This is a genomic window from Curtobacterium sp. UCD-KPL2560 (genome assembly GCF_001705035.1).
In the GTDB taxonomy this organism is placed as follows: domain Bacteria; phylum Actinomycetota; class Actinomycetes; order Actinomycetales; family Microbacteriaceae; genus Curtobacterium.
Genome location: NZ_MCIG01000115.1, coordinates 1 through 6,109, shown reverse-complemented (window position 1 = coordinate 6,109; position 6,109 = coordinate 1). Strand labels below are relative to the sequence as shown.

Annotated in this window: 5 protein-coding genes; 1 reads left to right on the top strand and 4 read right to left on the bottom strand. The window is 74.7% G+C overall.

Annotated elements, in window-relative coordinates; genetic code table 11:
• Positions 1-626: LacI family DNA-binding transcriptional regulator (locus tag BEP24_RS15630; protein ID WP_171898844.1), on the bottom strand; the 626-nt coding region annotated here is incomplete at its 3' end.
• Between the two features lie 271 nt (positions 627-897).
• Here BEP24_RS15630 and BEP24_RS15625 point away from each other — a divergent pair.
• Positions 898-1,800 (top strand): DUF559 domain-containing protein, encoded by a 903-nt coding sequence (locus BEP24_RS15625; protein ID WP_065964988.1) that lies wholly within the window; start codon positions 898-900, stop codon positions 1,798-1,800.
• Positions 1,801-2,236: 436 nt separating this feature from the next.
• Here BEP24_RS15625 and BEP24_RS15620 read toward each other — a convergent pair whose 3' ends face one another.
• From BEP24_RS15620 to BEP24_RS15610, 3 genes are read right to left on the bottom strand one after another with little or no spacing between them, the layout of a single operon-like run.
• Positions 2,237-4,306 (bottom strand): YhgE/Pip domain-containing protein, encoded by a 2,070-nt coding sequence (locus tag BEP24_RS15620; protein ID WP_065964986.1) that lies wholly within the window; start codon positions 4,304-4,306, stop codon positions 2,237-2,239.
• On the bottom strand, positions 4,303-5,100 hold the full coding sequence (locus BEP24_RS15615; protein ID WP_065964984.1) for a hypothetical protein: 798 nt from the start codon (positions 5,098-5,100) through the stop codon (positions 4,303-4,305). The genes BEP24_RS15620 and BEP24_RS15615 overlap by 4 nt, the downstream gene beginning before the upstream one ends.
• On the bottom strand, positions 5,097-5,873 hold the full coding sequence (locus BEP24_RS15610; protein ID WP_083230433.1) for a TetR/AcrR family transcriptional regulator: 777 nt from the start codon (positions 5,871-5,873) through the stop codon (positions 5,097-5,099). The genes BEP24_RS15615 and BEP24_RS15610 overlap by 4 nt, the downstream gene beginning before the upstream one ends.
• Between the last annotated feature and the right edge of the window lie 236 nt (positions 5,874-6,109).

Sequence of the window (6,109 nt, the reverse complement as noted above, 5' to 3'; positions counted from 1 at the left end):
GCGGTGGGGTCCGTGGCGGCGGCGAGCCCTGCCTCCAGGCCGGTGAGCCGCTCCGCCGAGGCGGCCGACGTCGCGCCGACGAACCCGATGCGCGTGTGCCCGAGTGCGAGCAGGTGCTCCGCGGCCATGCGGCCTCCCGCGCGGTCGTCGTTCGCGACGGTGTCGGCGCGGGGGAGGGCGGCGCGTCCGCCGGCGACCACGACCGGCATGCTCGCCGGGATCGCGAGGTCGGTGTCGGGCTCGCCCACGATGACGATGCCCTCGACGCGCATGGACAGGAAGCCCTCGACGGGGGAGGCGTCCAGGCCCGTGTTGAGGAACCGGTCGGCGACGACGAGGCGGTGGCCCTGGTCCTGGAGGGCCTCGCGCAGGCCGGTCAGGACGTCGACGAACCACGGGTTCCGGAAGTCGTCGAGGACGACCCCGACCGTGCGGCTGCGGGTGCCCGCGAGCGAGACGGCCGCGGTCGAGGGGCGGTAGTCGAGCTCCTGGATGGCCTGCAGCACGGCCTGCCGCCGCTGGTCGCTCACGCGGGGCGAGCGTTGCAGCACGAGCGACACGAGCGACTTCGAGACGCCTGCGCGCGCGGCCACGTCGTAGATGGTGGCGGGCTTGCCGTCTCCCATGATCGCCTTCGACCTCCCGTGGTGTCCCTCGACCCTACCGGCCCGGCGCCTGGGTCCGGCCTGCGGGGTCCGGACTCCCGGTCCCTGTTCCCCGGGGATGGAGCAGAAGATGTCGGGTCGATGCCCGGTAGCCGACGTCTTCTGCTCCATCCGCCGCGGGTGGGGGCGGCGGTGGGTGGGTGCCTCCTCCACAGACGGGAGGCCCGTGGTGCGTGTCCACAGATGCGGCGGCCCGGCCCTGGGTCGCGCCCGGCACCCGGAGGCTCGGAGCATGCAGCCACGAGCACTCCCGCCCGCACTCCGTACCCGTCCGTTCGACGTCGCCGCGGCCGACCGGGAAGGGGTGCACCGGGAACGACTGCGCCGTGGGGACCTCGACCGGCCGAGCCGGTCCCTCCGGTGGCACCGCTCGCGGCCACCCACCGGGGTGGACCGCATCCGCGCCTTCCGCCCGGTCCTGCAGCCGGGGCAGTTCGTCAGTCACGTCTCCGCCGCCGTGCTGTGGGGGCTCCCGCTGCCGAGGGCGCACCCCGGCGACGACCCGGTGCACGTGACGAGCGTCCTGCCCGCCGCGCAGATGCGACGCCACGGCGTGCGCGGACACCGGACCGCCGCTGCCCACGCGGTCGTCCGGCAGCGGTGGGGGATGCCGGTGAGCAGTCCCGCGACGACGTGGGTCGAGTGCGGGGCGATCCTCGGGCTCGACGACCTCGTGGCGCTCGGCGACGCCGTGGTGACGAGCCGGACGTGTGCGACCAGCGTCGAGGACCTGCGCGCGGCACTCGCCGCCCGCGGACCCTGCCGCGGCGCACCGACGCTCCGTCGTGCGCTCGAGCTCGTCCGGGTCGGAGCCGGTTCGCCGCAGGAGACGAACGCGCGACTCGGGATCGTGCGCGCCGGGCTGCCGGAGCCCGAGCTGCAGGTCGAGATCACCGACGCGACCGGCCGGTTCGTCGGGCGGGTGGACTTCGCGTACCGACGACAACGCATCGTGATCGAGTACGAGGGCGACCACCACCGGACCGACCAGCAGCAGTGGGAGCACGACCTCCGCCGACACCGGGCCTTCGCCGCCCTCGGGTGGTCCGTGCTGCGGTGGACGCGGCAGGACGTGACGACGAACCGGGGCGCGGCGCTCGCCGAGCTGGCCGCACTCCTCCGGTCGCGCTCGTAACGCGCGCGGGTGCTCCCGCGCGCCCGCGCCGTCGTACCCGTGTCCGCTTCCCCGGGCGTATCCCGGTGCGGGGATGGAGCAGAAGACGTCGGGTCGGAAGCGGCCACCCGACCTTTCCTGCTCCATCGACGAGCGGCGGCCGCCCGCGCGCCCCGGCCCCCGTGCACAGATGGAGCAGAAGACGTCGAGTCGGAAGCCCCTACCCGACGTTTCCTGCTCCATCGACGTGGGCGGCCGCCCGCGCGCCCATGTTCCGTCCGGCCCCCGTGCCCGTGCCCGTGTCCACGTCCCCGGGCGTATCCCCGCGCTCGGATGGAGCAGAAGACGTCGGGTCCGAGGTTCGAACCCGACGTCTTCTGCTCCATCCGAGCGGGACCGGCCCGGGCAGGACCGGCACGAGCGCGCGCCCGCGGCCCCGCGCGCCGCCCGCCCCGCGCTACCCGATCAGGCTCGGGCGCAGGTCGCGCAGCGTCCGGGAGCGGGTCTGCCGCGCGGTCACGACGAGCGACAGCAGCAGCGCCCCGAGCAGCCAGCACGCCAGCACGCCCGCGTCCGACCACGCGGCACCCGCCGACCCGCCGTACATCGTCTGCCGGATCGCGTCGACGGAGTACGTCATCGGCAGGGCGAAGTGCAGCGCGGCCAGGGGCCCGGGGAGCGTCTGCCACGGGAACGTCCCGCCGGCGGTGACGAGCTGCACGAGCATGAGCACCAGGCCGAGGAACTGCCCGACCGACCCGAGCAGCACGTTGAGCGCCATGATGATCGCCGCGAACGTCGCCGAGGCCAGCATCATGATCCCGATCGTCGCGCCGGTGTGCACCACGTCCAGGTCGAGCGCGAACCGCACGATCAGGAACAGCGCCGCCATCTGCACGACGCCGAGCAGCGCCGGGGTGAGCCAGCCGCCGAGCACGACCGACAGCGGCTTGCGCACCGCGGTGATCGCGCGCTTCGAGATCGGCTTGAGGATGAGGAACAGCGCGTACATGCCGATCCAGGCCGCGAGCGAGATGAAGAACGGCGCGAGGCCGGCACCGTAGTTCGACGCCGAGGCGATGTTGTCGTCGCCGACCTTGACCGGGTCGGAGATGACGGACGCCTGCTCGTTCCGCTGCGTGGCGGTGGACGCCGGGATCTTCGTGCGGCCCTCGTCGAGCTTCGACGCGAGCTCCTTCGAGCCGGTCTCCAGGTCGGTCAGGCCGGAGGCGAGGGACTTCGCGCCCTGGTCGGCCGACGTGGCACCGGTGGCGAGCGAGGACGCGCCGGACGACAGCGTGGGTGCGGCCGCGGCGAGCTTCGAGGTGCCCGCGGCGACCTGCGACGAACCGGACGCCAGCTTCGACGCACCGTCGGCGGCCGAGGCGATGCCGTTCGACAGGGTCGGCGCGGCCGTGGCGAGCTGGGACGCACCGGCGGAGACCTGCTGCGAGCCGTCCCGGAGCCGGTCGAGCCCCTGCAGCGCGGTCTTCGCGTCGGCGAGCTGCTGCTGCGTCGTCGCGTCCGCGAGCTGGGCCTGCACGGTCGCGGCGACCACGGCCTGCTGCTCGGGCGTGAGGGTGACCCCGCGGTCGGCGGCGGCCTTCGTGATCGCCGCCGTGACGGTCTCCGGCGACGCGGTCTGCAGCGCCTGGAGCGCCGGGTCGGTCTGCTGCGTCAGGGTCGTCAGACCGTCCGACACCTGCTTCGCCCCGTCGGCGAGCTGCTGCGTCTGCGCCGGCAGCGCGACGGTCTGCCGCTGCGCGTCGGCGAGCCCGGACGCCAGGGTCGACGCCCCGGACGCCACCTGCTGCGCGCCCGAGTCCAGCTGCTTCGTCTGGGACGGCAGCGCGGCGGTCCCGTCGGCGAGCTGGGTGGCCCCCGCGGCGAGCTTGCCGGTGCCGTCGGCGAGCTGCCCGGCGCCGTCCGCGGCCGTGGTGGCCCCGGAGGCGAGCTGTCCGGCCCCGTCGACGGCGTCGCCGAGGCTGTCGCGTACGTCGGCGAGCCCCACGAGCAGGGTCTTCGCCGCCTGCTTGCCGACGCGCTCGGCGACGGCGGTGCGCATGGTCTTGCCGGCCTGCTCCGCGATGGTCGAGGCGAGGTAGGAGTTCGTGTCCGCCGTGGTCATCACGAGCTCGGCACGTCGGGGGTCGTCGCCCTGCGCCGACACCAGGGACTCGGAGAAGTCGTGCGGGATGGTGACGACGAAGTCGTAGGTGCCGTTCCGCACGCCGGAGCGAGCATCGGCCGCGGAGGTCTCGGTCCACTTGAACTTCGCGCCGTCGATCGCCTCCTTCGCGACGTCCTTGCCGTAGTCGACGTGGTCGCCGTCGAGGGTCGCGCCGGCGTCCTGGTCGACGATCGCGGCCGGGATCTGGTCGAGCTGCGCGTAGGGGTCGCGGTTCGCCCACAGGTAGGCGCCGCCGTACAGCAGCGGCACCACCATGAGGGCGATGAACGCGAGGCGGGCGAGCGGCGTCGCGGTGAGGCGCGCCAGTTCGGCGCGGACGAGCGAGGGGATGGTCACGCGAGTGCCTCCGTCGGGACGGTTGCGGGGTCTTCGGGGTCGGTGTCGGACGGGAGGCGCGGCTCGCCTCGTCCGTCCGGGGTCGCGTCGGCGGGACCCTCGGTCGGGGCGGTGGCACCCCGGGCAGGAACGGGAGCAGGACCGGCCGCGCCGGTCGCGTCACCTGGGGACGCGTCGTGGTCGGTCGCGTCGACGGTGTCGAGCAGCGCCGCGACCGCGTCGGCCGCGGCCTTCGAGGTGACGAGGACGACGGTCACGCCACGGCGTGCGACCTCGCGCACCACCGCGAACCACTCCGCCACGGCACCCCCGTGCCGCTCGGGGGCCGTGAGCACGATGCCCTCGATCCCGTCCCGCAGCAGCGCGAGCTCCACGAGCAGCCGGACCCGCACCTCGGTCGGGACCCGCTGCACGTGCGTGTCGGCGAGGTGCCGCATCCCGAGCTCGTCGAGCACGGCGTCGACGTGCGCTCGGGAGGGGCGCTGCCCGGCGAACGCGAGCTCCTCGCGCACGATCCGGCGCAGGCTCATCACCGGGAAGGGCTCGGCGACGCCCGGGGTGTCGACGAGGGCGAAGGTCCGGCGCAGGGTGGCGGGGTCCTCGCGGCCGTCGAGCAGCACACGCCCGGTGTCGGGACGCATCCGGCCGCCGGCGACGAGGGACGCGAGCACGGGTGCCTGCTCCGTCTCGACGGCGACGACCCCGGGGCGTCCGGGTGCGGCGACGGCGGAGACGACGGGCAGCGGGGCGCCGGGCTCCTCGCCGATGCCGACGTGGTCGAGTTCGAGGGTCATGCGTGGTCCTCCGTGGCCGTGGTGCCGGCCGGGACGGGTGTGGTGGTGGTCGGGGACGTCGACGCGGTGGGGGACACCGCTGGGGCGGGCCGCGCCGACGCGGTGGGGGACACCGCGCTGGCGGGCTGCGCGGACGCGGTGGGGGACACCGGCRCCGGGGGTTCGGAGAGCAGCGCGGTTCGCCAGTCGATGCCCGCGGTCCCGAGTGCCGACAGGACGACCGTGCGGCGGCCGGCCTCGACGCTCGTACCGGACCGCGTGGCCTCGTCGAGCACGACGATGCAGGCACCCTCGACCAGGCGGGCGAGGGTGTCCGCGTCGACGTCGTCGCGCATCGACCCGTCGGCGATCCCGAGCGCGCACGCGGCACGCACCTGGGCGCGGAGCGGGGCGAACACCTGCGCGACCGACTCGGCGAAGGGGCTGCGGACGGCCACCCGGGCCATCGAGCGCACGTGCGACACCTCGGACCACAGGGTCACCGCGATCGCGGCGAGCCGGGCGGCGGGGGGCAGGTCGGCGAGCACGGCGGGGGACGGCACGGCGGCGGCGATCCGGGCGGCCCCGGCGGTCACGACCTCGCGCACGAGGTCGTCCCGCGAGGGGAAGTGTCCGTAGACCGCACGGCGGGACAGTCCCGCGGCGGCGGCGATCGTCTCGAGCGAGGCGTCCGGGTCCTGCTGCAGCGTGGTCTTCGCCGCCTCGAGCAGGGCGGCCCGGTTCTCGGTCGCGTCCCGCCGCGGGGCGCGCGCGGGCTGGTCGGCGGAGGTCATGGAGGCCATCGTAATAACGTGCACACATGTGTGCAAGTTCGCAGGAGCTGTACCCCCGAACAAGGGTCAGTCCCCCGAAGTGCCGACTGCGGCCCCTGTGAACGAACGCATAACTTCACAGGAATTCCCACCACGGACGGAGCCCGAGGAGTGCGCCCTGTGAACCGTGCAACACCCGCGCTGGCGGGCTGCGCGGACGCGGTGGGGGACACCGGCGCCGGGGGTTCGGAGAGCAG

Excerpts from the sequence above, each read along its gene's own strand:
- BEP24_RS15625 (WP_065964988.1), top strand. The coding sequence starts at position 898 with ATGCAGCCACGAGCACTCCCGCCCGCACTCCGTACCCGTCCGTTCGAC.
- BEP24_RS15615 (WP_065964984.1), bottom strand. The coding sequence starts at position 5,100 with ATGACCCTCGAACTCGACCACGTCGGCATCGGCGAGGAGCCCGGCGCC.